Annotated in this window: 28 protein-coding genes; 2 read left to right on the forward strand and 26 right to left on the reverse strand. The window is 67.6% G+C overall.

The genetic code is table 11. From position 1 onward, the window contains the following. Positions 1–121: 121 nt before the first annotated feature. The 26 genes from ACZLHH_RS22830 to ACZLHH_RS22955 form a co-directional block, all read right to left on the reverse strand. Positions 122–562: a hypothetical protein gene (locus tag ACZLHH_RS22830; RefSeq protein WP_010482305.1), complete on the reverse strand. Its 441-nt coding sequence runs from the start codon at positions 560–562 to the stop codon at positions 122–124. Between the two features lie 62 nt (positions 563–624). Further along, complete coding sequence (locus tag ACZLHH_RS22835) at positions 625–1,863, reverse strand: beta-ketoacyl-ACP synthase (protein WP_032129167.1); 1,239 nt, start codon at positions 1,861–1,863, stop codon at positions 625–627. Continuing rightward, the gene (locus tag ACZLHH_RS22840) at positions 1,863–2,594 is read right to left on the reverse strand and encodes a 3-ketoacyl-ACP reductase FabG2 (protein WP_012512461.1); all 732 of its coding nucleotides are present in this window, start codon (positions 2,592–2,594) and stop codon (positions 1,863–1,865) included. Before ACZLHH_RS22840 ends, ACZLHH_RS22835 begins: the two co-directional genes overlap by 1 nt. After that, the gene (locus ACZLHH_RS22845; RefSeq protein ID WP_032129169.1) at positions 2,591–3,046 is read right to left on the reverse strand and encodes a hotdog family protein; all 456 of its coding nucleotides are present in this window, start codon (positions 3,044–3,046) and stop codon (positions 2,591–2,593) included. Before ACZLHH_RS22845 ends, ACZLHH_RS22840 begins: the two co-directional genes overlap by 4 nt. Continuing rightward, positions 3,043–4,227: a beta-ketoacyl-[acyl-carrier-protein] synthase family protein gene (locus tag ACZLHH_RS22850; protein ID WP_049424190.1), complete on the reverse strand. Its 1,185-nt coding sequence runs from the start codon at positions 4,225–4,227 to the stop codon at positions 3,043–3,045. The genes ACZLHH_RS22845 and ACZLHH_RS22850 overlap by 4 nt, the downstream gene beginning before the upstream one ends. Further along, complete coding sequence (locus ACZLHH_RS22855; RefSeq protein WP_107433485.1) at positions 4,224–4,781, reverse strand: DUF3261 domain-containing protein; 558 nt, start codon at positions 4,779–4,781, stop codon at positions 4,224–4,226. The genes ACZLHH_RS22850 and ACZLHH_RS22855 overlap by 4 nt, the downstream gene beginning before the upstream one ends. Beyond that, positions 4,769–6,019, reverse strand: coding sequence for an NAD(P)/FAD-dependent oxidoreductase (locus ACZLHH_RS22860; protein ID WP_180844875.1), 1,251 nt, complete (start codon positions 6,017–6,019; stop codon positions 4,769–4,771). Before ACZLHH_RS22860 ends, ACZLHH_RS22855 begins: the two co-directional genes overlap by 13 nt. A 53-nt stretch (positions 6,020–6,072) precedes the next feature. Continuing rightward, positions 6,073–8,448, reverse strand: a complete 2,376-nt coding sequence (locus tag ACZLHH_RS22865; RefSeq protein WP_197573153.1) for an MMPL family transporter — start codon at positions 8,446–8,448, stop codon at positions 6,073–6,075. Next, entirely contained in the window at positions 8,420–9,049 is a 630-nt protein-coding gene (locus tag ACZLHH_RS22870; RefSeq protein ID WP_180844877.1) for an outer membrane lipoprotein carrier protein LolA, read from the reverse strand. Before ACZLHH_RS22870 ends, ACZLHH_RS22865 begins: the two co-directional genes overlap by 29 nt. Next, positions 9,046–9,477 carry an acyl-CoA thioesterase gene (locus tag ACZLHH_RS22875; protein ID WP_071228589.1) on the reverse strand — a complete coding sequence of 144 codons (432 nt, stop codon included), beginning with the start codon at positions 9,475–9,477 and terminating at the stop codon, positions 9,046–9,048. Before ACZLHH_RS22875 ends, ACZLHH_RS22870 begins: the two co-directional genes overlap by 4 nt. Then, positions 9,464–11,014 carry an HAL/PAL/TAL family ammonia-lyase gene (locus ACZLHH_RS22880; RefSeq protein WP_180844878.1) on the reverse strand — a complete coding sequence of 517 codons (1,551 nt, stop codon included), beginning with the start codon at positions 11,012–11,014 and terminating at the stop codon, positions 9,464–9,466. The genes ACZLHH_RS22875 and ACZLHH_RS22880 overlap by 14 nt, the downstream gene beginning before the upstream one ends. After that, a complete protein-coding gene (locus ACZLHH_RS22885; RefSeq protein ID WP_180844879.1) occupies positions 11,004–11,945 on the reverse strand; it encodes an LpxL/LpxP family acyltransferase in 942 nt (313 codons plus the stop codon). Before ACZLHH_RS22885 ends, ACZLHH_RS22880 begins: the two co-directional genes overlap by 11 nt. Before the next feature lies 1 nt (position 11,946). Further along, positions 11,947–12,717, reverse strand: a complete 771-nt coding sequence (locus ACZLHH_RS22890) for a glycosyltransferase family 2 protein (protein ID WP_180844880.1) — start codon at positions 12,715–12,717, stop codon at positions 11,947–11,949. Then, positions 12,707–14,392, reverse strand: coding sequence for an ApeI family dehydratase (locus ACZLHH_RS22895; protein WP_180844881.1), 1,686 nt, complete (start codon positions 14,390–14,392; stop codon positions 12,707–12,709). The genes ACZLHH_RS22890 and ACZLHH_RS22895 overlap by 11 nt, the downstream gene beginning before the upstream one ends. Further along, the gene (locus ACZLHH_RS22900) at positions 14,385–14,936 is read right to left on the reverse strand and encodes a COG4648 family protein (protein WP_012512473.1); all 552 of its coding nucleotides are present in this window, start codon (positions 14,934–14,936) and stop codon (positions 14,385–14,387) included. The genes ACZLHH_RS22895 and ACZLHH_RS22900 overlap by 8 nt, the downstream gene beginning before the upstream one ends. Positions 14,937–14,958: 22 nt before the next feature. Next, positions 14,959–15,216 carry an acyl carrier protein gene (locus ACZLHH_RS22905; protein ID WP_006402206.1) on the reverse strand — a complete coding sequence of 86 codons (258 nt, stop codon included), beginning with the start codon at positions 15,214–15,216 and terminating at the stop codon, positions 14,959–14,961. 18 nt (positions 15,217–15,234) lie between these two features. Beyond that, positions 15,235–15,492: a phosphopantetheine-binding protein gene (locus ACZLHH_RS22910; RefSeq protein ID WP_005411610.1), complete on the reverse strand. Its 258-nt coding sequence runs from the start codon at positions 15,490–15,492 to the stop codon at positions 15,235–15,237. Beyond that, complete coding sequence (locus tag ACZLHH_RS22915) at positions 15,479–16,276, reverse strand: lysophospholipid acyltransferase family protein (RefSeq protein ID WP_180844882.1); 798 nt, start codon at positions 16,274–16,276, stop codon at positions 15,479–15,481. The genes ACZLHH_RS22910 and ACZLHH_RS22915 overlap by 14 nt, the downstream gene beginning before the upstream one ends. After that, the gene (locus ACZLHH_RS22920) at positions 16,269–17,012 is read right to left on the reverse strand and encodes a beta-ketoacyl synthase chain length factor (protein WP_180844883.1); all 744 of its coding nucleotides are present in this window, start codon (positions 17,010–17,012) and stop codon (positions 16,269–16,271) included. The genes ACZLHH_RS22915 and ACZLHH_RS22920 overlap by 8 nt, the downstream gene beginning before the upstream one ends. Before the next feature lie 217 nt (positions 17,013–17,229). Then, positions 17,230–18,243 carry a cytochrome d ubiquinol oxidase subunit II gene (gene cydB / locus ACZLHH_RS22925; RefSeq protein WP_005414876.1) on the reverse strand — a complete coding sequence of 338 codons (1,014 nt, stop codon included), beginning with the start codon at positions 18,241–18,243 and terminating at the stop codon, positions 17,230–17,232. A gap of 1 nt (position 18,244) precedes the next feature. Next, entirely contained in the window at positions 18,245–19,642 is a 1,398-nt protein-coding gene (locus ACZLHH_RS22930) for a cytochrome ubiquinol oxidase subunit I (RefSeq protein ID WP_049462287.1), read from the reverse strand. 128 nt (positions 19,643–19,770) lie between these two features. Next, a complete protein-coding gene (locus ACZLHH_RS22935; protein WP_180844884.1) occupies positions 19,771–20,970 on the reverse strand; it encodes an ABC transporter permease in 1,200 nt (399 codons plus the stop codon). Position 20,971: 1 nt separating this feature from the next. After that, positions 20,972–22,270, reverse strand: coding sequence for an ABC transporter permease (locus tag ACZLHH_RS22940; RefSeq protein ID WP_107433476.1), 1,299 nt, complete (start codon positions 22,268–22,270; stop codon positions 20,972–20,974). A gap of 318 nt (positions 22,271–22,588) precedes the next feature. Next, positions 22,589–22,804: a hypothetical protein gene (locus ACZLHH_RS22945; RefSeq protein WP_012512479.1), complete on the reverse strand. Its 216-nt coding sequence runs from the start codon at positions 22,802–22,804 to the stop codon at positions 22,589–22,591. Next, positions 22,801–23,454, reverse strand: coding sequence for an RNA polymerase sigma factor (locus tag ACZLHH_RS22950; RefSeq protein WP_107433475.1), 654 nt, complete (start codon positions 23,452–23,454; stop codon positions 22,801–22,803). The genes ACZLHH_RS22945 and ACZLHH_RS22950 overlap by 4 nt, the downstream gene beginning before the upstream one ends. Before the next feature lie 37 nt (positions 23,455–23,491). Beyond that, a complete protein-coding gene (locus ACZLHH_RS22955) occupies positions 23,492–23,821 on the reverse strand; it encodes a hypothetical protein (protein ID WP_005414880.1) in 330 nt (109 codons plus the stop codon). Between the two features lie 167 nt (positions 23,822–23,988). On the opposite strand from ACZLHH_RS22955, the gene ACZLHH_RS22960 reads away from it, so the two are divergent. Then, positions 23,989–26,358, forward strand: coding sequence for a S9 family peptidase (locus ACZLHH_RS22960; RefSeq protein ID WP_107433474.1), 2,370 nt, complete (start codon positions 23,989–23,991; stop codon positions 26,356–26,358). After that, positions 26,355–26,774 carry an NUDIX hydrolase gene (locus ACZLHH_RS22965; protein WP_071228602.1) on the forward strand — a complete coding sequence of 140 codons (420 nt, stop codon included), beginning with the start codon at positions 26,355–26,357 and terminating at the stop codon, positions 26,772–26,774. The genes ACZLHH_RS22960 and ACZLHH_RS22965 overlap by 4 nt, the downstream gene beginning before the upstream one ends. Positions 26,775–26,779: the final 5 nt, after the last annotated feature.

A 26,779-nucleotide genomic window follows, 5' to 3' on the forward strand; every position in this document is an offset into this window, starting at 1 on the left:
CGGAAAGCCGACACCGGGGAAAGCCGTCAGCCGACGATGGCGGCGTGATCGGCGGCGTTTCCCCGGCAGGATTCAGCAATGTGGCGGCGGCGTTCAGCCAACGCCGCCGCCACACGGGCGCTTACTTGACCTTGGCGTAGGTGCCCTTCAGCGCGACACCGGCGAGGATCGCACCGGCATAGCATTCGTAGTTGGTGCTGCTCTTGAACTCGTTCTTCTTGTAGTAGCTGACGATGTCGACCACGGCGTTGGCGCCGCGCGACTTGGCACCGTCCTGCAGCGCGCGCAGCGCCGACAGCGCGACCCAGCGGCAGGCCTCGGCATCGCTCTTGTTGGCGGCGTTGGTCTTCTTGTTGGTCACGTCTTCGCCCAGGCGCTGCTGCACGCTGACCGGCTGGCCGGCCAGGTAGAAGCGGACGCTGCCGTCGATGCCGGCGTCCTTGGCAGCCTGCGAACTGACCAGTTCCTGCAGGGACTGCTCCACGCGGGTATCGCGGGCAGAAGCGGTGGAGGCCAGGGCCAGCAGTGCGGTGGCCGTGGCGATCATCAGGGTGCGGCGCATCGGAACATCTCCTTGTCGAGGGTGCGGGTAGGTTGCGGGAACAGCGGCGGTGGGGCAGTGGATCACTCGCGCCAGCGGCGGAACACCAGCGAGGTGTTGATGCCACCGAAGGCGAAGTTGTTGCTCATCACGTACTCGGCCTGCAATTCGCGACCTTGGCCGGTGATGAAGTCGAGCTGGCCACAGCGTGGATCGACCTCGGCCAGGTTCAGGGTGGGCGCGAACCAGCCGGCGCGCATCATCTCGATGCTCATCCAGGCCTCGAACGCACCACAGGCGCCCAGCATGTGGCCGACGTAGCTCTTCAGCGAGCTGATCGGCATGCGGCTGCCGAACACCTGCGCGGTGGCCTGGGTCTCGGCGATGTCACCGTGGTCGGTGGCGGTGCCGTGGGCGTTGACGTAGTCGATCTGCGCCGCGTCCAGCCCGGCATCCTCCAGCGCCAGGCGCATGGCCTGGGCCATGGTGTCGGCACTGGGCTGGGTGACGTGCTGGCCATCGCTGTTGGTGCCGTAGCCGACCACCTCGGCAAGGATGGTGGCGCCACGTGCCTGCGCGTGCTCCAGGTCTTCCAGGATCAGCGTGCAGGCACCCTCGCCCAGCACCAGGCCATCACGGCCGGCATCGAACGGGCGCGGCGTGGTCTGCGGCGCATCATTGCGCACGCTGGTGGCGAACAGGGTGTCGAACACTGCCGCGGCAGTGGCATCGAGCTGCTCGGCACCGCCAGCCACCATCACCGTCTGCTTGCCGCTGCGGATCGCTTCGTAGGCCGCGCCCACGCCCTGGCTGCCCGAGGTGCAGGCACTGGAGGTGGTGTAGACGCGCCCGGACAAACCAAAGAACACACCGATGTTGACCGGCGCGGTGTGGCTCATCATCTTCAGGTAGGTGGTGGCACTGATGCCGTCGGTGGTGAACTCGTTGAGCATGCGGCCGAATTCACCGGTGGCCTCGTGGCTGCCCGAGGACGAGCCGTAGGCCACGCCGGTACGGCCACTGCGCAGCACCGGGTGCTCGTGCAGGCCAGCCTCGCGCAGTGCCACCTCGGTGGCGCGCACCGACATGATCGCGACCTTGCCCATCGAGCGGGTGGTCTTGCGGTTGTAGTTCGGCGGCAGCTCGAAGTCCTGCGCCGGCGCGGCCAGCTTGGTGTTCAGGCCAGCGTAGACATCCCATTCGGGCATCGTGCGCACGGCATTGCGGCAGCTGCGCAGGTGCGCTTCGATGGTGGGCCAGTCGTGGCCGAGCGGACTGATGGCGGCCGCACCGGTGACCACCACGCGACGATCGGCAGCCATCAGAGCATGCCTCCGTTCACCGAGATCACCTGGCGGGTGATGTAGCCGGCCGGCTCGGACAGCAGGAACGCCACCGTGGCCGCCACTTCGTCGGGACGACCGACGCGGCCGGCGGGAATCAGCTTGAGCGCGTGTTCGATCACTTCATCGTTGAGCATTTCGGTCTCGATCAGGCCCGGGGCCACGCAGTTGACGGTGATCTGGCGGCTGGCCAGTTCCAGTGCCAGCGCCTTGGTGGCACCGATGATGCCGGCCTTGGCGGCACTGTAGTTGACCTGGCCGCGGTTGCCGGCCAGCCCGGACACCGACGACAGGGTGACGATGCGGCCCGGCTTGCGCCGCCGCACCATCGGCATGATCAGCGGATGCAGCACGTTGTAGAAGCCATCCAGGTTGGTGTGGATGACCTGGTCCCAATCCTCCGCCGACAGCGCCGGGAAGGCGCCATCACGGGCGATGCCGGCATTGCAGACCACGCCGTAGTACGCGCCGTGCGCTTCGACATCAGCCTCCAGCGCGGCGCGTGCGGCCTCGCGGTCGGCTACGTCGAACGCCAGCACGCGGGCCTGCTGGCCCATGGCCTGGATCTCGGCCACCACGGCCTGTGCCTCTTCCAGGCGGCTGCGGCAATGCACCACCACGTCGAAGCCATCGCGCGCGATGCGCAGCGCGATGGCCCGGCCGATGCCCCGGCTGGCGCCGGTCACCAGCACGCTTCGATTCCCTGTCATGCCTGTCCACTCTCCAGATAGGCCATCGCGTCGGCCGGTTCGAACACCGACACGTTGGCTGTCGCCCATTCGTCCTCGCCCGCCAGGATGCGGCAGGCGAACATCCCCAATCCATTGTCACCCAACAGCTCGCAGCGCGCCTGTACGCGCAGCCGCGAACCGCTGGGGAAGCTGCTGCGCGCGCTGCTGTAGCGGCGGCTGCCGAGCAGGAAGCCCAGCTGCGGCGGCTTGCCGGCCGCACGCGCGCGGCAGCCGGCCCAGGCCGCGATGGCCTGCGCCATGTATTCGATGCCGACCCACGCCGGCACTTCGCCGTTCTCCACGAACAGGCCGGATTCGGGCACCACCAGTTCAGCCTCGAGGGTGTCCTGGTCCCACTGCGTGATGCGCTCCAGCAGGCACATGTCCTGGCGGTGCGGCACCACGTCCTCGATCGCGTACAGCGTGTTCATCGACGCTCCAGTGCCAGCACGGCATTGCTGCCGCCGAAGGCGAACGAATTGCTCAGCACCCGCCGCGGCGCCTGCGCCAGGCAGGAGCCCGGCGCGACCAGCGGCAGCACCGGCAGTGCGGGGTCGGGCACGCCGTCCCACCAGTGCGGCGGCAGCTGCTGCTGTGGGTTCTCGGCCAGCAGGATCCAGCACAGCGCCGCCTCGATCGCGCCCGAGGCACCCAGCGTATGGCCGGTCAGCGGCTTGGTCGAACTGGCCGGCACGCCGTTGCCCAGCACCTGCGAGACCGCCAGGCTTTCCATCGCATCGTTGTGCCCGGTGGCGGTGCCATGCAGGTTCACGTAATCCACTTCGTCGGCGCCCCAGCCGGCGCGCAGCAGCGCCTGCTGCAGGGCGTCGATGGCCCCCATCCCCTGCGGATCGGGGGCGGACATGTGATGGGCATCGGCCGATTCGCCCCACCCGGCCAGGCACACCGGACCCGGCTCGCGGGTAAGCAGGAACAGCGCGGCGCCCTCGCCGATGTTGATGCCGGAGCGGTGCTGCGAGAACGGATTGCAGCGCAGGGCCGACACCGATTCCAACGCGCTGAAGCCGGCCACGGTGAAGCGGCACAGCGAATCGGCACCGCCGGCAATCACCGCATCGACGATGCCGGCGCGCAGCATGCGCGCGGCCGACATCAGCGCCTTGGCGCTGGACGAGCAGGCGGTGGACAGGGTCCATGCCGGCCCCTGTGCACCACTGCGCTGGCGCACGAACTGCGCGGCGGTGCCCATTTCCTGCTGGGCGTAATCGAAGCCCTGCGGCCACTGGCCCTGTTCGGCGTGGGTGCGCAGGGCCTGCTCGGATTCACCAATGCCCGAGGTGCTGGTGCCCAGCACCACCGCCACACGCTCGGCACCATGGCGGGCGATCGCGGCGGCCACCGCTGGTGCGATCTGCGCCAGTGCCACGTCCAGCAGGGCGTTGTTGCGCCCGCGCAGGGCCACCGGCAGGTCCTCCAGCGCCGGCAGCGGCGTGCGCACCTCTCCCAGCGCCAGGGTGCGCCCCGGCAGCAGGCTGTCGTTGTCGCTGAGCCCGCCCGGCACATCGGCGAACATCGCCGACGCGACCGCGGCGCGGCCATCGCCGAGCGCGCAGACCACGCCCAGGTCGTTCAGGTAGATCGGTGCACTCATCGGTCCTGCCCGGCCATGTCGATCGATTCGATGCGCAGCGCATAGCCTTCGGCGCGGTTGTCCAGCTGCACGCTGCCATCGTCCAGGCGCTGCAGCTGCAGCCACACCGTGCCGTCGCGCGACAGGCTGCGCTGCCGGCCGTCATCGCTGACCTGCCAACCTGCCGGCAACGCGGCGGCAATGGCCGCGGTCGGCCACAGCGCGAACTGCAGGTCATCCAGCACGCGCTCGGCACGCACCTGCGGCGGCAGCCACGGTGCGCGCTGCTGGGTCAGCTGCTGGCCGTCCCACTGCAGGCGCACGCCGGTCTGGCCCATCGCCTGCACCGCCAGCTGCACCTGCTGCGCATCGGCTTCCAGCAGAGCATCCAGGTCGCGCTCATGCGTACCGAAACGGAAATGCAGCTGCTGCTGCAATGCCAGCGGCGCCGGCAGGCTGGCCGGCGACAGGCGCAGCGGCGGCAGTTCCACCAATGGCTTGGGCATGCGGCCGGCACAGGCGGCCAGCAGCAGGCACAGCAGCACGGCCGCGGTACGGGCGATCAGGCGCTGCACAGCTGCTCCAGCACGCGCATGCGGCGGCCGCTTTCATCGGCCACATACGGGTTGTTGGTGTCCCAGGCGTAGCCGGCCAGGATGGAACTGATCATGTCGCGTACTTCGGGCTGCTGCTGCGGGTGGTAGATGATCTTCTGGAAGCCGCCCTCGTACCAGCTTTCAACGAAGCGGCGGAAGGTCTTCACGCCGGCACGCAGCGGGATCGAGAATTCAGCTTCCCAGTCGACGGTTTCACCGGCATAGCGTCGCGCCAGGCATTCGCTGGCCAGCTGCGCGGACTTGAAGGCGATGGTGACGCCGGAGGAGAACACCGGGTCAAGGAACTCGCCGGCATTGCCCAGCAGGGCGTAGCCCGGGCCCCACAACGAGCTGACATTGGCCGAGTAACCGGTGATGCGACGCACCGGCAGCACCGCCCATTCGGCGTTGGCCAGCAGCCGGGTCAGGTTGGGGTCCTCGCCGACGATGGCCTGCAGCTTCTGCAGGTCGTCGCCTTCGTAGCGTTCGAAGAACGACGGCTCGGCGACCACGCCCAGCGAGCAGCAGCCGTTGGAGAACGGGATCGTCCAGTACCAGACGTCGATGTGCTCGGGATGGGTGGTGATCAGGATCTTGTTGCGATCGAAGTCCGCTTCGGCCGGAATGTTGTCGCGCACGTGGCAGAAGATCGCGCCGCGCACCGGGAAGTTGGACGGCGATTCCAGCTGCAGCAGGCGTGGCAGCAAGCGCGCGAAGCCGGATGCATCGAGGATGAAATCGGCCTCGATGCGGTACTCGCTGCCGTCCGGACGACGCACGGTCACCGCCGGCTGCTCGCCCGGCTCGACCGCAAGCACTTCATCGCCGAAGCGCAGCGTGGTGCCCATGCGCTCGGCGCCGCGTGCCAGCACGTTGTCGAAGTCGGCGCGCTGCACCTGGTAGGTGGTGCCCCAGCCTGGCGAGAACTTCTTCCTGAAGTCGAACGCGGTGCGCGCCTCGCCATGCACGAACGCGGCGCCGTTCTTGTGCTGGAAGCCCGCTTCGACCACGTCCTGCAGCAGGCCTGCCGCTTCGATGTACTCCATGCTCTGCGGCAGCAGGCTTTCACCGATCGAGAAGCGCGGGAACTGCTGGCGCTCCAGCATCAGCACCTGGCGGCCATGCTGGCGCAGCATCGCCGCGGCCACCGAGCCGGCCGGGCCCGCACCGATGATCAGGATTTCAGTACGTTCGACAGCATCCACAGCAGTATTCATCGGTGCGTCCTTGTTGCTCGATCAGGTGGAAAGAAGGAAGTCGGAAGACAGGTTCAAGCTGGCGGCAGGTCATGTGGCGGCGGCCGGAACAGCGGCGAGATCAGCCAGACCAGGCCGATGCCGAACAGCAGGGTCAGGCCGAACGCACGCAGCGCCGGCGTCTGCGACAGGCCCAGCAGGCCGAACGACAGCCAGGTGCTGGCCGCACCCACGCAGACCGCCAGCCACGCGCTGGCATCGCCGCGGTGCTCGATCAGGAAGATGCCGTAGTCGATGCCCATGCCCAGCAGCAGCATCAGTGCCAGCACGTTGAACAGCTGCAGCGGCTGGCCGAACAGACCCAGCAGGCCCAGGGTCAAGGCACCGGCAATCAGGGTCGGCGCGAACACGCGCCAGGCCTGGCGGCGGTAGCGCAGCCACAACGCGCCGAACACCAGCGCGATGCCGACCAGCAGCAGCCCGCCCATCAGCTTGCGGTAATGGCCCAGCAGCGTGGAGAAGTCGGCCGTGCGGTCGACCCAGCGCACGCCGGGCAGGCCCTCGGCCGCGCCCTGCAGGGTGGCCAGTGCATCGGCGCGCGACAGGTCATCGACCATCACCACGCTGACCATCTGCCCACCGACCTCGCCCACCCACAGATGACGGAACGGCTGCGAGGCCGGCGAGGCCAGGAAGGCTTCGGCGCTGAGCGGCGCTGCCGCGAACTGCGGTCGCTGCAGCGGCTCGCCCACGGCCTCGGACACGGCCGACAGCACGCCGGGTTCCACCTTCGCGGTCAGCGCGGCATCGGCCTGCTGCCGCGACGGCGACGGCAGCCAATCGCTGATCGCGCGATAGCCACCAATGCGCTTGTCGTTGGCCAATACACGCAGGCGTTCGGTCAGCGCTTCTTCGCGCTGCAGCAGCTGCGCGGCATCGGCACCCTGCACCAGGTAGAACTGCGCCGGGCTGGGCATGCCCAGCAACTGGCTCAGGCGGATCTGCTGCGCCATCAATGCCGGCGGCGACGACTGCAGGCTGCGCAGGTCGTCGTTGCTCTGCAGGCGCGCGATGCCGATGGCAGACAGTGCCAGCGTGATCACCACGAACATCGTCACCGCGCGGCGGCCATGCAGGCGCGGGAAACGCTCCAGCGTGTTGCCCAGCCACTGCGAGAAGCGGGTCTGGCGGATCTCGCCACCATCCAGCCACGGGAACCAGAAGATCACCGTGAGGAAGGCGGCAGCCAGGCCGACCACCGAGAACAGCGCCATCTGGCGCAGGCCCGGGAACGGGGCCAGGCCCAATGCCAGGTAGGCCAGCGCACTGGTCAGCAGGGCCAGCCACAGGCCGGGCAGCAGATGCCGCAGCAGTTTCCAGCGACGATCGGCCGGCTCGGCCTGGCGCGAGGCGAACCAGTGAATGCCGTAGTCCTCGGCCACGCCCACCAGCGACGCACCAAACACCAGGGTCAGCACGTGCACCTTGCCAAACACCAGCACGGTCACTGCCAGCGCCACGCCACAGCCGATCAGCAGTGAGGCGGCGACCAGCAGGATCGGCCGCAGCGAGCGGAATGCCAGCCACACCAGCAGCAGCACCGCCGCCAGCGACCCCCAACCGATGGTGTTGATCTCCTGGTTGGCCTGCACCGCGGCGGCCTCGGCATGCAGCGGCACGCCGGCGTGCAGGATTTCCAGCTCCGGCGCCGCTGCCGTGGCGGCCTGCCCGGCGCGTTCCAGCAGGCCATCGAGATGGCGCTCGCCATCCAGCTGGAACGCCGAACCCGGCGTATCGAACTGCAGCACGGCCCAGTGCCTGCCCTCGGCTTCAAGCAAGCCGTCATCGCCCAACCGCAGCCCCGACCCCTGCGCCTGCTGCTGCCACCATTGCGGCCACAGCGACAACGGGTCCTGCCGCCAGTCGGTCAGGCGCGGCGCGCCCATCGGGCCGTACAGCGCGGCCAACGCCTGTTCGGCCAGCGCGCCCGGCTCGCTGCCCTGCAGCTGCTCGCGCTGGGCCGGGGTCAGCAGGCGGTCCCGGTACGGCGCGTAGAACGCGCGCGCCTCATCGAACCAGCCTTCGATCGAGCCGCTGGGTACCAGCAGGGCGTGATCGGCGTCCTTGGCCATGGCTGCAGCAAACGCGGCCTGCGCACGCTTGGCGGCAGCGCCGTCCTTGCTGCCCAGCAGCACCACCACCTGCCGCGAACTGCCATCGGCAATGCGCCGGGTGACATCGCTCAACAGACGGTCGTGTGCATCCTGCGGCAGCAGGGCGAGGATGTCGGTGTCGATCCGCGATTGCTGGCTCCACAGGTGCCACTGCTGCGCGCCCAGTACCACCAGCACCAGCAGCCAGGCGATGCCCAGCCAGTGCCACCAGCGCCGCAACCGGTCCGGTGCGTTCGATGCCGCGGCCTCACTCAAAGCGGCGGGCCTCGTCGGCATTGAGCGTGGCCGGTGCCTCGCTCAATGCGCTGAACTGGATCTGCGTGCGGTCCTTGTTGGCCTCCACGATCTCGACCTGGCGCACGTAGCGGTCGCCCTGCAGGGTCAGCGATTCGAAAGCCTTGGCCAGCATCGCCGACTTCGGCGTCAGCCGCAGCCGCCAGCCTTGTCCTTCACGGCTGGCCGTCACGTTGAACTGGCTGGACAGCGCCTGCACGTCGCCACTCATCAGCGCGAACATGATCGCGTTCACCGAACGCATCGCCGGTTGCTGCCGTGCATCGAGTTCGACGCGGGTGCTGCCATCGCGCTGGCGGCTGAGGATGCGGTCGGCGGTGACCACCACCTCGGAGGGGAACGGCTTGAGCGTGGACCAGATCACGCCGTGCTGGCGCGCGACCACGAACCGGCCCTGCGAACGCAGCGGGTTCTTGAAGCCGCTGACCTGCTTTTCCTGGCTGAACTGGCCACGCAGCACGTCCGGCCGGGCCACCGCCTGGGTGATCGCATCGATGGCGGGGTCGGCCGCCTGCACCAGCGGTGCGGCCACCAGCAGCAGCGCGCACAGCAGCGCACGGGCGAAACGGTTCGCTCGGTTCATGGCGCAGGCACTCCCAGGCGTTCCCACAGCACCGGCGGGCACTGGTACAGCATTTCCTTGCTGGCCGCGTCCACCGCAACCTGGATGGTCATCGCGCGGGTCAGCACCTGGCCGCTCTGCGCATCGAGAATCTCGTACTCGATTTTCAGCCGGTTCTCCCATTCCACGATGCGCGCGATCACGCGCAAGGCCTGGTTGAACAGCAGCGGGCGCACATATTTCACCCGCGCATCGACCACCGGCCACAGGTAGCCCGATTCGAGCATCTGCGGGTAGTCGTAGTCGTAGCGCCCGAGCAGCGCGCAGCGCGCGATCTCGAAGTACTTGAAGTAGTTGCCATGCCAGACCACGTTCATCGGATCGCAGTCATGGAAGGCCGGGGTCAGCGAAATCTCGCCGGCCCGTTCGATTGCTTCATTCACCGGCATACAGCTCCCAACGTTGCGCGCGGATCTCCACCAGCAGTTCCCGCAGTTCGCGATCCAGCGCGCGGTCTTCTTCAACCAGGGCGATGCGCTGCCCCAGGTCGGCGTACATGTCGGCCAGACTGCCATGCAGCTGCGCGTTCAGGCCAACCCGTTCGCGCAGCGCCAGGCCCTGGCGGGCAGCGATCAGCATCGCGGCCACTACCTGTTCAGTCAGCTCGATCACGCGCAGGCAATCGCGCGCGGCAATGGTGCCCATGCTGACCTTGTCCTGGTTGTGGCATTCGGTGGAGCGCGAGAACACGCTGGCCGGCATGGTCTGCTTCAGCGCTTCGGCGGTCCATGCCGAAACGCTGATCTGCAGCGCCTTCAGGCCATGGTTGATGGCCGCGCGCGGGCCGGTGGCCGCCGACAGGTTGGCCGGCAGGCCGTGGTTGTAGCGGGCATCGACCACCAGTGCCAGCTGCCGGTCGAGCAGATCGGCAAGGTTGGCCACGGTGTTCTTCAGGGTGTCCATCGCCAGCGCGATGTGGCCGCCGTAGAAATGGCCGCCGTGCAGGATACGCTCGCCGTCGGCATCGATCAGCGGGTTGTCGTTGGCGCTGTTCAGTTCGGTTTCGATCAGCTGGCGCAGGAACGGCAGGCTGTCCTCCAGCACGCCGATCACGTGCGGTGCGCAGCGCAGCGAGTAGCGGTCCTGCAGGCGCTGTTCATTGCGCGGCGGACGCTCGCTGTGCAGGTCGCTGCGCAGGCGCGCGGCGATGCGGCCCTGGCCCGGGTGCGGCTTGGCGGCGAACAGGGTTTCGTCGAAGTGATGCGCGTTGCCGTCGCTGGCCAGCACGTTGAACGCAGTCAGCCGCGTGGCCATGCGCGCCAGGTAATCGGCGCGCTGCCAGGCCAGGCAGGCCAGGCCGGTCATCACGGCGGTACCGTTCATGATCGCCAGGCCTTCCTTCGGCCGCAGCTTCAACGGGGTCATGCCGATCTTCGCCAGCACATCCGCCGCCGGCTGCACGCGGCCGTCATGCAGCACCTCGCGCTCTCCGCACAGCACCGCGGCCACGTACGACAGCGGGGTCAGGTCACCGCTGGCACCCACCGAGCCTTCGGCCGGAATCATCGGCAGCACGTCGTGCTGCAGCAGTGTGGCCAGGCCTTCCAGCAGCGGCACACTGACACCGGACATGCCACGCACCAGCGACGCCAGGCGCGCAGCCAGCACCGCGCGGGTCTCGACCGGGTCCAGGTAACGGCCCAGGCCACAGCCGTGGTAGGTGTACAGGTGGTGCGGCAGCTCAGCCACCAGCGCCGGCGGGATGTTCACCGTGCACGAGTCGCCGTAGCCGGTGGTCACGCCGTAGATCACGCCGTCCTCGCGCAGCAGGCGGTCGAGGAAGTCGGCACCGCGCTGGATATGCGCGCGGAACGCAGGCGCGTCGCTCAGTGCGGCCTCGCACTGGCGCTGGGCCAGGGCAACCACGTCTTCAATGGTCAACGGTGCATCGCCAAAGCGGCACACGGGTACGGCGTCAGTCGTCATGCGGAGCCTGATCCCAGAAGGGGAAGAAGTTGAACCAGTCCAACGGGGACTGGATGACCTGGAGTTCCAGCCAGCGCGCGAAGCGCTGTGCCTGTTCGGCCAGCGCAGCATCGCGCGAGCCACGTGGCAGCGCGATGCGTTCGGCGAACTGTTCAAACGCCACGCGATAGCCCTCGCCCTGGTGCAGGCAGGCCATGGTGTAGACCGGGCAACCCAGCGCGGCGGCGAGCACATAGGCGCCGATCGGGAACGGCGCGCGGTGGCCAAGGAAATCGGCGGTGACGCTGCGGCCGCCCTGCACCGGCGTGCGGTCGCCGACGATGGCAACGAAGCCACCCGCCGCCACGCGCTCGGCCAGCATCACCGCCGTGGCCGGGCCCATTTCGGTTACCTGCACCAGTTCCACCGCCGCCAGCGGGTCCAACCGCTGCAGCAGGCGGTTGAAGCGCTGCGCATGCGCGGTGTGCACCAGCACGGTGATGCGGAACCCCGGCACCTGTTCGGCCAGTACCTGGCACAGCTCCAGGCAGCCGATGTGCGCGGTCAGGATCAGCCCGCCCTCGCGGCGCGCGATCTTTTCCAGCACCAGGTCGCGATGCAGGTGGATGCGTTCGGCCGGATAGCGTCCGCCCAGGCCGAGGATCTTGTCCAGCATCGTGTCGGCAAACGCGAAGAAGTGGCGCAGGCTGTCACCCCGGGTCGGCGCGCGACCCAGCGCACCGCTGTGCGCCTGCAGGCGCTGCAGGTACTGCATCGAGGCCTGGCGGCCAACGCGGTTGCCCAGCCAGTGGCAGGCCACCACCGGCCACACGCACAGGCGGAACGGCCAGCGCCCGAACCAGCGGTGCACCCAGCACAGGAACAGCACGCCGGCCACCGAGGTGGATTCGCCGATGTCGGCCCAGTGCGGGGCCCCCTGCACGGCCGCCATCTCAGCGCTGCCCCCGCAGGCGGCGCCACAGCAGGCGCGGTGCGCGCCAGAGCATGCCGAAGAACAAGCGGGTGTGCATGCGGCTGATGCGCACGTTGTCGCGCCACACATCGAAGTGCGAGACGCCATCGGATGGATAGGTCACGCGCGTGGCCAGGTGCTCGACCGGCAGGTGCCGCCAGTACAGGCGCACCATCACTTCGGTATCGAAATCCATGCGCCGGCCGATGGTTTCTTCACCGATCAGGCGCAGCACCGGCGGCAGCGGATACACGCGGAAGCCGCACATGGTGTCGCGCAGATGCAGCGACAGCGTGTTGATCCAGACCCAGATGTGGGTCGCGTAGCGGCCATACAGGCGCGCCTTGGGAACGCTGGCGTCGTAGGCCGGAATGCCACAGATCACCGCCTCGGGATGGGCGCGCGCCGCTTCGATGAAGCGTGGCAGATCGCGGGTATCGTGCTGGCCGTCGGCATCGATCTGCAGCACGTGGCTGTAGCCTCGCGCGCCGGCTTCGGCGAAACCGGCCAGCATCGCCCCGCCCTTGCCCTGGTTGACGTCCAGGCGCAGCAGGTCGACGCCCTGGCGCTGTGCCAGCGAACGCAATGCTGCCGCGCACGCCTCATGCGAGCCATCGTCGACCAGCAGGCACGGCAGGCCGGCGGCCTGCACGCCGTCGACCACCGCCGCGATGGCGTGCTCGTGGTCGTAGACGGGAATCACCACCAGTGGCGCGAACGCGGCACCGGCAACGGCCGGATCAGTCCGCATCGGCGAAGACCACTTTGCCGCTGGCATGCACGCCGTGGCTGGAGGTGTAACGGAAGGCCAGCACGTTGCGTGCGGCATCCCAGTCCAGCTGCAGGGTCAGCTCATCGCCCGGGCGGGCCACGTGCTGGAACTTCACCGCATCCATGCGCAGGAACACTGCCGGCATGGCGAACACCTGGCGGCCAAACCGCACCGCCCAGTCCAGCTGCGCCACGCCGGGCAGGATCGCCGCCTGCGGGAAGTGGCCCTGGAACGGTCGCAGCGCCGGGTCCAGGGTCATCCGCAGCGTGGCGCTGGCCGCATCGCGGTGATCCCAGACCGGCACCGGCATCAGCGGCTGGAACAGCGCTGCCAGTGCCGCCTGGGTGACCTTGCCCTGTGCGTTGATCGGCAGCGCCGGCACCAGCCGCCAGCGGCGCGGCCGGGTGACCGCGTCATGAGCCTGTGCCAGGCGTGTGCCAAGGCGCTGGCCCAGCGCGCGGCGCGCGGCCTCACCGCCCTCCAGCAGCGTCGGGTCGGCCGGTACCACCACCGCGGCCAGCTGCTCGCGCTGCCCGGGCAGCACCAGCACGCGCACGTCATCCACTTCGGCGTCTTCGCGCAACGCACGTTCCAGTGCATCCAGCGAAACGCGGCGCTCTTCAATCTTGACGATGCGGTCGGCGCGGCCCAGCAGGCGGAAGCGGCCATCGGCCAACGCTTCAACGCGGTCCTGGGTACGCCACCAATCCGGGGTTTCCAGATGTGCGGAGGCCACCGCCAGGCAGCCCTCCTCGATGCGCCACTGCACGCCGGGCAGCGGCTGCCACGGCGGCAGGTCGGTGTCCCAGCGGCGCCAGGCGATGCCGCCGGTCTCGCTGCTGCCATAGACCTCGGTCGGTGCCACGCCGAGCCACTGCCGCACCTGGCGTGCGGCTTCTTCCGGCAGCGGGCCGCCAGAGGAGAATACCGCGCGCAGGCGGCCATGCAGGCTGGCCCAGTCGAGCTGCTCGGGCAGGCGCTTGAGGTGGGCCGGGGTCGCGACCAGCACCGTATCGGTACCGGCCAGCGCACCCACCAGATCTTCGTGGAAGAACCGGCGTGGATGGATCAGGCGGCCGGCAGCCAGCGGCCACAGCACGCGGAACAGCAGGCCATAGATGTGCTGGTGCGACACCGTGCCATGCACCTGCACGCCTTCCAGCTGCGTGCCGAACGCAGCCTGCAGTGCGTCCACCTCGCGCGTCAGCTGGTCCATGCGCTTGTTGATCGCACTGGGTTGTCCGGTGCTGCCGGAGGTGAACACGCACAGCTCGCAGGCGCGCTCGTCCAGCGCCTGAAGACCCTCGTCCGGTGCGGCGTCCAGCGCCGCCAGCAGACGATAATCGGCGGACACATCGCCTGCGAAACCACTCACCTGCGGCTGCAGCGCCTGCAGCGTGGCCGGCAGATTGTCGGCAGCCAGGAACACCCGCTTGCCGGCATGCCAGGCACCGAACAACGCAGCGGCAAAGGCCACCGCATCATCGAAATACAGGGCCCAGTCACGGCCTTCGGCCGCCGCAAACGCGGCGCGCCAGGCCAGTACGCGCTGGCGGAAGCGGGCGTGGTCGATCACCTCGCCATCGCAGACGCCAACGCTTCGATGCGGCCGCGCCTCCAGCAGCAGCCGGTCCAGGGCAATCCACTCAGCCATGCGCGTGCGCCGCCTTCACCCGCCGCCGCACCAGCCACTCACCTGCGAACAACACGCCCATCATCACGTACGCCAACAATCCGTTGTAGAGCATCCAGACCCGGTCCGACGCGTACAGCGCGGTCAGCAGGGCCAGGCTGCCGTTGAGAACGAAGAAGCCGCACCACACCTGGGTGACGCGGCGGGTATAGGCCACCGCGAACGGGGGCAGGTCCGGTTCCTGCAGCCGTGCCAGGCGTTCCACCAGCGGCGGGCCGAAACGCAGGCTGGTGCCGAATACCGCCAGCATCACTGCGTTGACCAGCGCCGGGTACAGCTTCAGCGGCAGGGCCTGGTTGAGCACGGTGGCCAGCACCGCCAGCAGGCCGGTGCCGGCGGCCGCGGCCCACCACAGCGGCTGGCGCGTACTCAGCGCGCGCAGCAGGGCCAGGGTGAACAGCAGCAGCGACAACCAGCGTGGCTCGAAGCGGCCCATCGCCAGGTACACCAGCACCGGGTAGGCCAGCGAGATCGCAGCCACCACGACCGTGCGTGCGCGTGCCATGGTGGAGCCGCCGGCGCTGCGGTCAGGCGGCTGCCTGGTCCGGCAGCAGCCTGTGCACCACATCGACGATGTCCTGCACGGTACGCACGGCCTTGAACGCTTCCGGCTGCAGGTTGCGGCCGAGCAACGGCTTCAGCTGAACGATCAGGTCGACCGCGTCGATGCTGTCGATGTCCAGGTCGTCGTACAGGCGGGCCTCGGGGGTGATCCGGGCGGTTTCGATCTCGAAGCTGTCGGTCAGGATGCTGACGATGCGTTCGAACAGTTCATTCTTGGTCATGGCAGGTCCTGGCACCAGTTACGACTGGCGGGCGGCGACGAACTCGCCGAGCGCGCGCACGCTGGAGAAATGGCGACGGGTTTCTTCCGAATCGGCCGAGAGGCTCACACCGTACTTCTTCTGCAGCGCCAGGCCCAGCTCCAGCGCGTCGATCGAATCCAGGCCGAGGCCCTCGACGAACAGTGGGGCGGTCGGATCGATGTCCTCCGGCGTGATGTCCTCCAGCGAAAGGGAGGAAATGATCAATTCCTTGATCTCGTGCTCAAGTGCTTGCACGGTTCGGATCTCCAGACAGGTCGAAATAACGAGAAAGGTGCTCGGTGACGCGACGGGCTGCCAAGGCATCCCCCCTTGGCGAGTCGTCTTCGGCCAGAAATGGCGCGATCGGGATATCTTCGCCGATCTGCAGCCGAACGTGAAAGCGACGTGAGGGGACACGATACCACTTCTGCCCCTTGGTCAGCGTTGGCGGGCTGCAGGTGATCCGCACCGGGGTGATGTCCAGCCGGCCGCGGACGGCGATGTTGGCGGCCCCACGCTGCAGCCGCGGCGGCTGCCCGGGCACGCTGCGGGTGCCCTCCGGGAAGATCACCAGGGTGCCGCCGGCATGCACCGCGGCCACGCAGTCATCGACCAGGCCGGCGCCATCGTCATTGGAGATGTAGCCGGCGGCCCGTACCGGACCGCGCATGAACGGGTTGCAGGCCACGGCCCGCTTGACCACGCAGTCGGCGTTGGGCAGCAGCGAGATCAGGCAGACCACGTCGATCAGGGTCGGGTGATTGGCCAGTACCAGCAGGCCGTTGCGCTGCAGGCGTTCGCCGCCCTCGATCTCGTACGTCATCACCCCCAGGCCGCGCATCAGCCGCAGGTGGCTGGCGAACGCGACCTGCACCACGCGTCGGGCGCGGCGGCGGCGTGCCACCGGGTCACGCATCAGCAGCAGTACCGGCATCACCAGAACGCCCAGCAGCAGGCCGCCCAGGCCAAATGCGACAAAGCTCAGGCCGGTGCCAAACACCCGCCAGGCATGATCGAGGCGGCGCAGCAGCTCAGCCACGGCGGCTCCAGCGCCAGCGCTGGCCGTGGGCCACGTGTTCCAGCGCCGGCGCGCCGGACAACAGGAACCGGTGCAGGTCCAGCGCATGCGGCAGCAGGCCGGGCGCAGTGCTGGCCTGGGCGTCGGCCGGCTGCCACTGCAGCGACAGCGTCGGCCGGCCCTCTGCCGGGGCGGTCAGGCGCCAGCACCAGGCAAAGAACGGGTCGGGTTCGTCGGCGAACGTCGCGTAAATTTCCGGAAGTGGCGACTCATAGACCACCACCCGCACCTCGCGGGCACCGTCGGCCAGCAGGCCGACGGCCTCCAGGCAGGCCGTCTCCACCGTGGCCTGGCCCCCCGCCAGCGCCAAGTAGTTGCCGCGGTGGCCGCGGGCGATGGAATACAGCGCGGCAATCGCGTTGTGCACGGACAGGCCGAATCCGGTCGGCGACAACGGCTGGTCGCCGGCCAGAGCGCCCAGAAGGTCCATCGAACGGGCCACGTCGCCGTGGCGGCTGGCGAACACCAGCGGCACGTCACTGTCGGCGCCCTGCCCGTCCTCGCACCAGCACGCGGCCTGGATCGCCATCCGGCCCAGCCGCTCGATGCGGCGGCGCTGCATCGCCGGCACCTCGGCCAGCGCCGGCGTGTCCGCGCCGTGCGGCAGGTACGGCGCATCGGCCCAGCCCAGCCACTGGCTACGCTCACTCAGGCCGGGCGCCCAGGCAGCCCAGTCGACGATGGAGAATTCGATCATTTAGCGATGGTGCTTCAACGGGAGAACGATAGGCACGAGCCATTACGGCGACGCGCGGCGGCCCCCCGTTCCTGCAGCCGTGCGTCCGTCCAGGACGTCGCCGGCTGCCCCCCTGGCCGCCGGAAAGGAGCGCACGCTAGCACGTCCCGCGCAGGGTGTGCAGGTTTCACATTCCCCAACACGGGGCCCGGCACCGGCAGGCCCCGTCTTCAATCGATCAGTGGTAACCGGTGTCGGCGTGCACCTTGCCGCGGAATACCCGGTAGGACCACGCCGTATAGCCGAGGATGACCGGCAGCAATATGACCAGCCCGACCAGCGTGAAGCCCAGTGACGACGCCGGCGCGGCGGCCTGCCACAAGGTCATCGACGGTGGCAGCAGATAAGGCCACATGCCCAGCACCAGGCCGAGGAAGCCGAGCACGAACAGGGCCAGGCTGAGCAGGAACGGCGGCAGGTCGCGGCGCGGGTGGGTGGCACTGCGCCACAGCGCGGCGGCTACCGCCAGGGTCAGCAGCGGCACCGGCGACAGCCACCAGAAGTTGCCGTCGCTGAACCAGCGCGCCATCAGGCGCGAATCGAGGAACGGCAGCCAACTGCTGACCAGGCCCATCGCCGCGATCACCGCCACCACCAGTGGCCGGGTCATCTGCCGCGCCAGCGCCTGCACGCGGCCTTCGGTCTTCAGGATCAGCCAGGTGCTGCCCAGCAGCGCATAGCCGGCCACCAGTGCGGCACCGGTCAGCATCGCGAACGGGCTGAACCAGGCAAACGGCCCGCCCTGATAGACACCGTCCACCAGCGGGATGCCCTGCACCAGGGTGCCGAGGATCACGCCCTGGGCAAACGTGGCCAGCAGCGAACCGAGGCCGAACGCCACGCTCCACAACCGGCGCGATCGATGCGCCTTGAAGCGGAACTCGAAGGCCACGCCGCGGAACACCAGCGCCACCACCAGCAGCAGCACCGGCAGGTACAGCGCCGACAGCAGCACCGCATAGGCCTTGGGGAAGGCCGCCAGCAGGCCAGCGCCACCGAGCACCAGCCAGGTCTCGTTGCCGTCCCAGATCGGCGCGGCGGTGTTCATCATCAGGTCCAGTTGTTCCTCGTCCTCGGCGAACGGGGCAAGGATGCCGATGCCGAGCACGAAGCCGTCCAGCACCACGTACATCAGCACGCCGAAGCCGATCACCGCGAACCACGCCACCGGCAGCCAGGTCATCAGGTCCATGTCAGCGCTCCTCCAGCGGTTCATCGGCGGCCGACAACGGACGTGCCGGGGTATGGCTGCCATGGTCCAGCGACGGCCCCTCGGCATACGGCTGCGGCCCGTGGCGCAGGATCTTCACCAGGTACCAGATGCCCCAGCCGAACACGAAGGCATAGCCAACCACATAGACACCCAGCGACAACGCCGTCATCCACGCACTCTGCGGGCCGACCGCATCAGCGGTGCGCAGCACGCCATATACCACCCACGGCTGGCGCCCCATCTCGGTGACGAACCAACCCGACAGCAGTGCGATGAAACCGCTGGGTAGCATCCAGTTCCAGCCGCGCAGCAGCCACGGCGAATCCAGCAGCTTCCTGCGCCACAGCTGGAAAGCCGACACCCAGGCCAGCAGCAGCATCAGCGTGCCCAGCCCAACCATGATGCGGAAGGCGAAGAACACCGGCGTCACCGGCGGCCGCTCGCTGGCCGGCACCGAGGTGAGCGGATCGAAGGTGCCGTCCAGGCTGTGGGTGAGGATCACGCTGCCCAGCTTCGGGATGGCGACTTCGAAATCGTTGCGCTCTTCCTTCTCGTTCGGCAGCGCGAACACCACCAGCGGTACGCCCTCGCCTTCCTGGGTTTCATGCCAATGCGCCTCCATCGCCGCGATCTTCATCGGCTGATGCTTGAGCGTGTTCAGGCCATGCATGTCGCCGACGAAGATCTGTACCGGCACGGTCAGTGCGGCGAACGCCACCGCCGCGATCAGCATGCGCCGTCCGGCCTCGACATGTGTGCCCTTGCGCAGGTACCACGCGCCCACGCCACCGATCACGAAACAGGTAGTGATGAACGAGCCCAGCGCCATGTGGGCCAGGCGGTACGGGAACGAGGGGTTGAACACCACCTGCCACCAGTCCACCGGATGCACGATGCCGTTGACCATCTCGTAGCCGGCCGGGGTATGCAGCCAGCTGTTGGACGACAGGATCCAGAATGTGGAGAACAGCGTGCCCAGCGCCACCATGCAGGTGGAGAAGAAATGCAGGCGCGGCGAGACCCGGCCCCAGCCGAACATCATCACGCCGAGGAAGCTGGCTTCCAGGAAGAACGCGGTCAGCACCTCGTAGGTCAGCAGCGGTCCGATGACCGTGCCGGCCACTTCACTCAATCGCGGCCAGTTGGTGCCGAACTGGAAGGCCATGACGATGCCGCTGACCACGCCCATGCCGAACGACACGGCGAAGATCTTCTGCCAGAAGAAATATAGCTCGCGCCACACGGGCAACTTCGTGCGCAGCCACCGCCATTCGATGAAGGCCAGCCAGCTGGCCGTACCGATGGTGAAGGCGGGGAACAGCACGTGGAAACTGATGACGAATCCGAACTGGATCCGGGACAACAACAACGCGTCCAAGGGACGCCTCCTGCCTGTGACCGGTGGGATACCGGACCACTTTAGGAGGATTTCGTTAAGGTGGGATGCGACCGGGTGACGCGCTGCTTCACTTTGTCGCAGGGAAGCTGGATGACAGGATGAACGGGCTACAGGGGCTTCAGCAGGGTCAAGGGCGGCTCCTTGGCGATTCGCCGGGCCCGGGGTACCAATGCAGTCAAGCAGGCCGCCATCACCAGCACGACAGCGCTCGATATCGAGAACCACAGTGAACCTGTGATGCCATCCTGTGGCGGCCCTAGCCACTGCAACGACAACGCGCCGAGCAGGGCGCCCAGTGTGGTGAACAGTGAAACTTCGAACATGATTTCGGCAAAGATCACTGAGCCGCGAGCACCGAGTGTCCGTCGAACCCCAATGGAGTGCCGGCGCCGATCAAGCCAGGCGCCTACGACTCCGGAAACCCCGGCCATCAGCACACCGAGAACGATGGCCGTCATGACCGCGAGCACGGTCGTAGCGAAGCGATCAGCTTTGACGTAGGCGTCGCGATATCCCGCCAGCGTCTCGACACCGGTCGAATTCACGATCCGATAGGGCCGCTGCAGCGCATCGACAATGCGATCAAGCGAAGAACGATCAACCTCCGACCTCCACTTCGCCAGATAATAGCGACTGGCGCCCATGGGAAGGCCCGGAAGCAGCGCCCACTGCAAGTCCCGCTCATTGCCTCCTGGTGCCGGTCCAGCAACAGACGCAAATACGCCCACGATGACCCGGCTGCTGCCGGGGCCGAAATGCAGGTGGCGGCCAACAGCACGCTCCGTTCCGAACAGACGGGCAGCCAGCGCTTCACTGATCAGCACCACCGGAGCACCTTCAGCCATGTCGTCCTCTGTGGCATCCCGCCCCAGGACGATTCCCGCGCCCAGCATCGCCAGCAAGCCAGAGCTGGCAGTTACCACAGGAATGCGATCACATCCAGCAACGTCTGTCGTACCCGCGTTCATCGAGTACGCCATGGCCGACTCGCTGGTGCACACACCGTATCGATGGGCTCTTCCCCCGAACGGAACAGCGTCGCTCACAACCGTGTCCTGAACACCGGGCAGCCGGATCGCGGACAGGTCTGCCCGCAGCACTGCAGCATCAGCGCCTTCTTCGACATCCGAGACCCTGACCACACCAATCGATACTGCGTCCCGGATGCTGCGGGTGTTCAATCTGGCGAAGCTGTCCAGCACAGATTGCAGTGCGAACGCACATGCCAGGCTTGCAAGCGCAGCCTGCACTGCAAGCAGTGCGGCGCTTCCCAGATGTCGTCGAGTCTCCCTCATTGATTCGAACATTTCAGGCAGCCCCCTTCGCGAAGGCACTCGACAGTGAGCTGACCCTGCAGATTTCAAACGATGGGACCAATGAACAGAGCAACGTCGTGACGACTCCCAGACCAGCCGCCATCAGCATTGCCCCGGCATGCATCGCTGTTATCGCGCTGGGCAGAACGTCTCCCGCAGCAACCACCCGTATTCCCAGCGTATAGGTGACGACAGCGAGCGCACCGCTTGCGACGCCCGCCGCGATGGATTCCCACATGAGCTGGATGAACACGTCTCGGCGTCGTGCTCCCAGTGCACGTCGTATCGCGAGCTCCCGCCGACGGCGCCCCAGACTGAAGCTCAGCAGCGCCGCCGCGTTGACGATGCACACGCCGAGCAGGATCAGCGACAACCGAAGCTGCATCCTGGCCTGCTCCGGAACCAATCCCAGCCTGTCCAGCCAATCCATCAACGGCCAGAGTGCCACCTGCTGGGCGCCTGGCTCGATCCGAAGCCCCTTTTCATGCGCATAGGCGTTCAGACTCGCGCGGTAAGCGGCGACATCGTCTGCGGTGGGCAGCCACGCCCACAATTGAAGCCAGGAAACGTTGGCCCCTGCAGGATCCGTGTCCTGGTCACCACCCCAGATCGCAGTCCCGTCCAAAACAGTCAGCTTGTCTGCGATTGCGGTTTCAAGCGGCAGGTAGATCTCGTCAGGCTCCACAAACGGCCTGCGCGTGAGGTCTCCCTGAAACATCGGCACCGGATGCCAGTCCTCCGCGACACCCACCACGGTATAGGTGCGTCTGCCCAGGTCCAACTGATGACCAACACAGCCCTGTGCACACTCGCGCTCTGCGAGCGCACGCGACAGAACCACGATTCGACTCGCAGCATGCCCCTCCTCGGCGGTCCATGCGCGCCCTTGAACAACGGCAATGCCGAGGACACTGAAGACTTCGGACGTGGCGAACCTGGCGCGCAATCTTGCGCTGGGCTCTCCCGGCCGGGAGAGCGTCACCGCGCCCCCTGCCATTGCTGCCTGCTTCCACGTCCGGCCTTGGTTCAGAAGCACCTTCGCGTCTGGCCAGGTCAGTGACTGACCAGGATCCGGAGAGCCACTGCGCAGTGCATCTGGACGCGCGTCAAGGTAAGGGCGGAACAGTGCCGAGCTCCGGCCTGGAGCGGGATCCGACGATGCCTGGAGAACAATGGAAAGCATCACGGTGGTGATCCCTACCCCCGCACCCAGCATGAGAGCGATTGACAGATGAGTGCCGACTCGCTGCTTGAATCGGGCAAGCGAAAGCTGGACGTAGTAGAGCATCATCCAACTACATCCGGCATTGGCTTACTCGCGCACCTGTCCATGTGATTCTCACTCCATGCCTTTGGAAGCTGATGGTTGAGAATCTCTGATTGTGAAACTACGCCTCAAGTGGAGACATGGGATTTGCAACTTTCCTCAGGAAACACACGCAGCTCGTGGGTCCTGGATAGAGCCATCGCCACCGACGACGAGACCGAGGTGACGGAATCTGACGCGGAAGACCAACTGTCGATTTGCAGACAACGCCCGATGCCTAGCCATCTGATCAGGCGTTGGAGGAAAAAGCGTCCAGAATCAGGTGCAGGCGTCAGCGTTCTTCTAGACCCAGAAATACCAGACAGCCGCCGCCACCAACGCCCCCAACAACACCACCTGCACCACCACATAGCCCACGCCACTATCGCGCGATTCAGCGGCAATGCGCTTCTGCAGCGCCTCGCTCACATCCGGCGTTTCTTCCTGCTGCGTCTGCTCACGCAACGCCTGCGCCAGCGCGCGTTCTTCCGCATCGCGAGGGTCGGTCGATGGGCTCACAGCAGTTCTCCGGCGGCGGCATGCCGCGTCAGTTCCTGCTTCAGGACTTGGCGCGCGCGGTGCAGGTGGCTCTTGATGGTACCGCGTGCCAGCCCGGTCACCTGCTCGATCTCGACCAGGTCGAAGTCCTCCAGGTAGTGCAGGCCGACGATCAGGCGCTGCGGTGCACTCAGCCGCTCCAGCGCCACGCCAAGATGGCGCCCCGCCTGCAGCGCCTCGCTCAGTTCAGCCGGCCCCGGTCCTTCATCGCCGATTCCCAGTTCCTCCGGCACCTCCACCGCCACCATCCATTGCGCCTCCAGTCGCCGCCGGCGCAGGTGCTGCAGCGCGGTGGTGTAGGCCACCCGCGAAACCCAGGTGCGCAGCGAGGATTCAAAACGAAAGCGGTGCAGCTGGCGGAACACGGCCAGGAAGGTCTCCTGCAGCAGGTCGGCCACCTGATCGCGGTCGCCGACCATGCGTCCGATCACATGCGCGCAGGTGCGCTGGTGGGTCTCGACCAGTTGCGAAAACGCCGCCTGCGAGCCGTCGATGATGGCCCGCACCAGGGCCTGGTCCGCATCCAGCGGTGCGGCGGGTGCCGCCATCGCCGCTGCTTCGTGGCGACGACGGCCCCGCAGTGCCGACAGTGCTTCGCCGAGCAGGCTCATGCGCGGGGCGCCCCCTGTGCCCGTGACATGGGCCGGCTCAGCCCTTGCGTGCGGCAGGACGGGTGAAGTGCCAGGCCAGCAGCTGGCCCAGGCCAGCACTGCCGACCAGCGCGGCGGCGGCGCCGAAGGTCAGGTCACGGGCACCGATGGCTTCCAGCAGGGCCATGGCCAGGGCCAGGCAGACCAGGCTGATGCCCCAGCGCAGCGCGCCCTGGCGGCGGCGCTCTTCTTCCAGCACGGCCAGCGAGCGGATCACTTCCTCCGGCACGTGCGGGGCCACCAGCTTGCTGCGGGCGCGGGCATCGGCAATGGCGTGGATCGCGTAGGCGATGCAGATGAAGAGGGTGATCGGGATCAGTTCCTGCATGGTCGGGCTCCTGTTCGGTGGATGATGCGGGTTCAGGAGAATGGATGCGCAAGCCCGGCAACCGGTTGCACCACTTTGCCAATCCCGCTGCCATGACCTGTGGCCCCTGCCCCGGGCCCTTGCGGCTGCTACGCTTGGCCGGTTTCCTCTTCTGGTGCCGTCCGCCCATGTCCCGAGTGCTGCCCCTGTCCCTCCTGCTGTCGGCCGTGCTGGCCGCACCGGCTGCGCATGCCGCGCCGACGCCGATCACCATCGAACAGGCCATGGCCGACCCGGACTGGATCGGTCCGCCGGTCGAAAAGGCCTGGTGGTCGTGGAACAGCCAGCAGGTGGAATACCAGCTCAAGCGCAACGGCAGCCCGGTGCGCGATACCTTCCGCCAGCCGGTGGCCGGTGGCGTGGCCGCACAGGTGGCCGATGACCAGCGTGGCACCCTGGACGTGGCCGAGCCGGTCTACGACCGCAGCCGCAGCCGCAGCGCCTTCGTCCGCAATGGCGACGTGTTCGTGCGCGACCTGCGCAGCGGCGCGCTGACCCAGCTGACCCGCAGCAACGAGCGCGCGGGCAACGTGAACTTTGCTGCCGACAATGGCGTGATCTGGCGCGTTGGCCAGAACTGGTTCCACTGGACCGCCGCAAGCGGTGTGCAGCAGGTGGCCAGCCTGAAGGCCGAGAAGGATCCGCGCACGCCGCCGAAGGCCGACGTGCTGCGCGACCAGCAGCTGCGCACGCTGGAAACCCTGCGCCGCGACCGCGACCAGCGCGAAGCACTGAAGGACCAGGACCAGCGCTGGCGCCAGGCCGACCCGACCCGCGCACCGGGCCCGGTGTACCTGGGCACCGACGTGGAGATCGCCGACAGCGTGCTGTCGCCGGACCTGACCCACCTGATCGTGGTGACCAAGCCGAAGGACTTCGACGACGGCCGTGGCGGCAAGATGCCGCTGTACGTGACCGAGTCGGGCTACGAGGAAACCGAAGACACCCGCACCCGCGTCGGCCGCAACGGCTTCGAACCGCACACCCTGTGGTACGTGGACGTGCGCACCGGCAAGGCCGAGAAGGTCTCGCTGGCCGGCCTGCCTGGCATCAGCACCGATCCGCTGGCCGAGCTGCGCCGCAAGGCCGGCAAGGACGCGCTGAAGGGCGAGCGCAGCCTGCAGGTGATGAGCGACTTCATGGGCGGTGGCATCCGCTGGAGCCCCGATGGCCAGCAGGCCGCAGTGATGCTGCGTGCCAACGACAACAAGGACCGCTGGATCATCAGCGTCAACGCTGCCGATGGCCGCGTGCAGAACCGTCATCGCCTGACCGACAACGGCTGGATCAACTGGGGCTTCAACGATTTCGGCTGGATGGCCGATGGCCGCACGCTGTGGCTGCTGTCGGAGGAATCGGGCTTCTCGCACCTGTACACCCAGGCCGGCACGGCCAAGCCGCAGGCGCTGACCAGCGGCAAGTGGGAAACCTCGGCGCCGGTGCCGTCGGCCGATGGCAAGGGCTTCTACTTCCTGTGCAACCAGCAGGCGCCGCATGACTACGAAGTCTGCGCGGTCGATACCGGCAGCCACCAGGTGCGCGAGCTGACCAGCCTCAACGGCGTGGAAGACTTCTCGTTGTCGCCGGACGGCCAGCAGCTGCTGGTGCGCTATTCCGGCGCCTACCTGCCGCCGCAGCTGGCCGTGCTGCCGAGCACCGGTGGCCAGGCCCGCGTGCTGACCGACACCCGCACCGCCGACTACAAGGCGCGCCAGTGGATCCAGCCAAAGCTGGTGGCAGTGCCGTCCAAGCATGGCGCCAGCGTGGTCTGGGCCAAGTACTACGAACCGGAAAACAAGGAACCGGGGAAGAAGTACCCGATTGTGATGTTCGTGCACGGCGCCGGCTACCTGCAGAACGTGCACCAGCGCTACCCGGCCTACTTCCGCGAGCAGATGTTCCACAACCTGCTGGTGCAGAAGGGCTACATCGTGCTGGACATGGATTACCGCGGCAGCGAGGGCTACGGCCGCGACTGGCGTACGGCGATCTACCGCAACATGGGCCACCCGGAACTGGAAGACTACAAGGACGGCCTGGACTGGCTGGTCGACACCCAGCAGGGTGACCGCGACCACGCCGGCATCTACGGCGGTTCCTACGGCGGCTTCATGACCTTCATGGCGCTGTTCCGCTCGCCGGGCACGTTCAAGGCCGGCGCCGCGCTGCGCCCGGTGGTCGACTGGCACCAGTACAACCACGGCTACACCAGCAACATCCTCAACACCCCGGACATCGATCCGGAGGCGTACCGCGTGTCCTCGCCGATCGAGTACGCGCAGAACCTGCAGGACAACCTGCTGATTGCCCACGGCATGATGGATGACAACGTGTTCTTCCAGGACTCGGTGAACCTGACCCAGCGCCTGATCGAACTGCACAAGGACAACTGGTCGATCGCTCCGTACCCGCTGGAGCGCCACGGCTACGTCCGCGCCGATTCCTGGCTGGACCAGTACAAGCGCATCCTCAAGCTGTTCGAGCAGAACCTGAAGTGAGCAACGCCGCGGCCACGATCCACATCGTGGCCGCGGTCATCCTGGATGACCGCGGCCGGGCGCTGGTGGTGCGCAAGCACGGCGCCACCCGCTTCATCCAGCCCGGCGGCAAGCCCGAACCCGGCGAAGCGCCACTGCAGGCGCTGGCCCGTGAGCTGGACGAGGAACTCGGCGTGCAGCTGTGCACCGATGCCTCCATCGCGCTGGGCACGTTCCAGGACTGGGCGGTGAACGAGCCTGGCCACCGCGTGCAGGCCCAGGCCTGGTGGGTGCAGGTGGACGGCATGCCACAGGCACGCGCGGAGATCGCCGAACTGGCCTGGGTGCCGCTGCAGCCACCGCACGGCCTGCCCTTGGCACCGCTGAGCGAACACCATATCCTGCCGGCCGTCGCCACCCGGGTGACGGCCCGCTGAGCGCG

This window comes from Stenotrophomonas sp. 28608_Sma, assembly GCF_056486185.1.

What these genes read in the sequence shown, in the direction of transcription:
- ACZLHH_RS22955 (WP_005414880.1), bottom strand. Translation starts at nt 23,821, where the DNA reads ATGCAGGAACTGATCCCGATCACCCTCTTCATCTGCATCGCCTACGCG.
- ACZLHH_RS22905 (WP_006402206.1), bottom strand. Translation starts at nt 15,216, where the DNA reads ATGACCAAGAATGAACTGTTCGAACGCATCGTCAGCATCCTGACCGAC.
- ACZLHH_RS22875 (WP_071228589.1), bottom strand. Translation starts at nt 9,477, where the DNA reads ATGCCGGTGAATGAAGCAATCGAACGGGCCGGCGAGATTTCGCTGACC.
- ACZLHH_RS22840 (WP_012512461.1), bottom strand. Translation starts at nt 2,594, where the DNA reads ATGACAGGGAATCGAAGCGTGCTGGTGACCGGCGCCAGCCGGGGCATC.
- ACZLHH_RS22870 (WP_180844877.1), bottom strand. Translation starts at nt 9,049, where the DNA reads ATGAACCGAGCGAACCGTTTCGCCCGTGCGCTGCTGTGCGCGCTGCTG.
- ACZLHH_RS22950 (WP_107433475.1), bottom strand. Translation starts at nt 23,454, where the DNA reads ATGAGCCTGCTCGGCGAAGCACTGTCGGCACTGCGGGGCCGTCGTCGC.
- ACZLHH_RS22830 (WP_010482305.1), bottom strand. Translation starts at nt 562, where the DNA reads ATGCGCCGCACCCTGATGATCGCCACGGCCACCGCACTGCTGGCCCTG.
- cydB (WP_005414876.1), bottom strand. Translation starts at nt 18,243, where the DNA reads ATGGACCTGATGACCTGGCTGCCGGTGGCGTGGTTCGCGGTGATCGGC.
- ACZLHH_RS22960 (WP_107433474.1), top strand. Translation starts at nt 23,989, where the DNA reads ATGTCCCGAGTGCTGCCCCTGTCCCTCCTGCTGTCGGCCGTGCTGGCC.
- ACZLHH_RS22940 (WP_107433476.1), bottom strand. Translation starts at nt 22,270, where the DNA reads ATGATGCTCTACTACGTCCAGCTTTCGCTTGCCCGATTCAAGCAGCGA.
- ACZLHH_RS22920 (WP_180844883.1), bottom strand. Translation starts at nt 17,012, where the DNA reads ATGATCGAATTCTCCATCGTCGACTGGGCTGCCTGGGCGCCCGGCCTG.
- ACZLHH_RS22860 (WP_180844875.1), bottom strand. Translation starts at nt 6,019, where the DNA reads ATGAATACTGCTGTGGATGCTGTCGAACGTACTGAAATCCTGATCATC.
- ACZLHH_RS22890 (WP_180844880.1), bottom strand. Translation starts at nt 12,717, where the DNA reads ATGCGGACTGATCCGGCCGTTGCCGGTGCCGCGTTCGCGCCACTGGTG.
- ACZLHH_RS22850 (WP_049424190.1), bottom strand. Translation starts at nt 4,227, where the DNA reads ATGAGTGCACCGATCTACCTGAACGACCTGGGCGTGGTCTGCGCGCTC.
- ACZLHH_RS22845 (WP_032129169.1), bottom strand. Translation starts at nt 3,046, where the DNA reads ATGAACACGCTGTACGCGATCGAGGACGTGGTGCCGCACCGCCAGGAC.
- ACZLHH_RS22880 (WP_180844878.1), bottom strand. Translation starts at nt 11,014, where the DNA reads ATGACGACTGACGCCGTACCCGTGTGCCGCTTTGGCGATGCACCGTTG.
- ACZLHH_RS22835 (WP_032129167.1), bottom strand. Translation starts at nt 1,863, where the DNA reads ATGGCTGCCGATCGTCGCGTGGTGGTCACCGGTGCGGCCGCCATCAGT.
- ACZLHH_RS22895 (WP_180844881.1), bottom strand. Translation starts at nt 14,392, where the DNA reads ATGGCTGAGTGGATTGCCCTGGACCGGCTGCTGCTGGAGGCGCGGCCG.
- ACZLHH_RS22885 (WP_180844879.1), bottom strand. Translation starts at nt 11,945, where the DNA reads ATGGCGGCCGTGCAGGGGGCCCCGCACTGGGCCGACATCGGCGAATCC.
- ACZLHH_RS22900 (WP_012512473.1), bottom strand. Translation starts at nt 14,936, where the DNA reads ATGGCACGCGCACGCACGGTCGTGGTGGCTGCGATCTCGCTGGCCTAC.
- ACZLHH_RS22865 (WP_197573153.1), bottom strand. Translation starts at nt 8,448, where the DNA reads ATGCCGACGAGGCCCGCCGCTTTGAGTGAGGCCGCGGCATCGAACGCA.
- ACZLHH_RS22935 (WP_180844884.1), bottom strand. Translation starts at nt 20,970, where the DNA reads ATGTTCGAATCAATGAGGGAGACTCGACGACATCTGGGAAGCGCCGCA.